Annotated in this window: 2 protein-coding genes; both read right to left on the bottom strand. The window is 64.9% G+C overall.

What is annotated here, in order from left to right; translation table 11 throughout:
* The coding region (locus PZ895_RS00735) for a transglutaminase family protein (protein WP_275837116.1) at window positions 1-653 on the bottom strand (653 nt) is incomplete at its 3' end.
* 6 nt (window positions 654-659) lie between these two features.
* Window positions 660-1,417: alpha-E domain-containing protein (locus PZ895_RS00730; RefSeq protein WP_275837115.1), on the bottom strand; the 758-nt coding region annotated here is incomplete at its 5' end.

The raw sequence follows: 1,417 nt of genomic DNA, 5'->3' as shown, positions 1-1,417 counted from the left end.
AGCCGCGGCTTGCCCTTCGGCGGAATGGTGCGAAGATAGCCGCTGACATAGGCGGCGGGAACGCCGAGATGCCGCAGACCGGCGATCATGATGTGGCTGAAATCCTGGCAGACGCCGTGCCGCGCTTCGAAAGCTTCGGCCAGCGGCGTGTCGACATCGGTCGCCTCGGCGTCGTAGCGCATGTCCTTGTGCAGCGCCGCATTGAGAGCCAGCGCCGTCTCATAGACGGTTCGCGATGAATGTTGCCGCGCGTAGTCGCGGATGCCCGCATGGGGCGGGACGAGGGCCGATGCGTTGAGGAAATGCGCCGGCGAGCGCGCCAGAAGCGTCCTGTCGGCATCGAGTTCGGCGCGCAGATCGGCTAGCAGAGTCGAATCCGAATTGGCATAGGACGGCGCCGTGCGCTCCACCCGCGCCTGCGCGGTATAAACCAGATCGTCGGGGATGGCGTCGAAGGCGCAGTCGGTGACCGGATTGCCGAAGAAATCCACCCGCGCCGAGCGCTCGCGCGGCACCGGGTCGACGTCGACATGGCCGGCGATCATCCGTTGATGCGCGCCGAGCGTCTGCGGCAACACCCGGATCGCATGGCGCCCGCCGCCGGCAAGCCCGGAATAGTCGAAGCGCATGGTCAGCTTGATGTCATAGAGCATGGCGCGTCATCCCAGATATGCCGCGGCGACGAGATCGGAGATGATTTCCAGTTCGCCATGCACGCGTTCGAGAAAGGCGGTGTCGACCTCTCCGGCCTGGGTGGTTGCAAGCTGCGTGTGCAACCGTAGTGCTGCCCGCGCGAGATCGCCGGCGCGGCCGGCAAGGCCACCATCGGGAAGCAACTGCACCTGATCGTTGATCTCCGCGACCTGGAACAGGATCGAGCGCGGGTTCATCGGGTCGAGCGCCAGAAGCGCGACCACGCTTTCGACACTGGCCTCGAGCGAAAAGCGGCGGCGATGGGTCAGAACGCTGTCGCCGATCTCGATGGCGATGTCGAGCGCGCCTTCCGGCGCGTCGTCGGCGATCATGAGGCCGAGCATGGAGGCTGTGGCGATGGCGCGCTCGAGCGAGCGGCCGATGCGCATGAAGCGCCAGCCGGTGAAACGGTACATATTCTCATGCGCAAGGCCGGAAAAACCGGTGATTTTGCGCAAAAGAACGCCCATTATCCGTCCGTTTGCGTCCGAAACCTCGTCTTTTTCGCTCATACTTTGGGTCGTTGCGGCCAAATCCTTGAGCGCCGCCCAGCCATCGACCGAGAAACGGTCGCGCACCTTGGAGGCGCTGAAGACGGCCGAGCCGATGGTTGCGGACAGCGCCTCTGGGATGCGCTGGGCAAGGTCGATGCCCAAATCCTCCAGCAATTCGCCGAAATGAACGAGCAGCGGCGTCTCCTCGCCACCGGCCTCCGCCGCGCGGA

This window comes from Mesorhizobium sp. YIM 152430, assembly GCF_029210365.1.
Lineage (GTDB): Bacteria > Pseudomonadota > Alphaproteobacteria > Rhizobiales > Rhizobiaceae > Aliihoeflea.
This window is presented reverse-complemented; position numbering and strand designations above follow the sequence as displayed.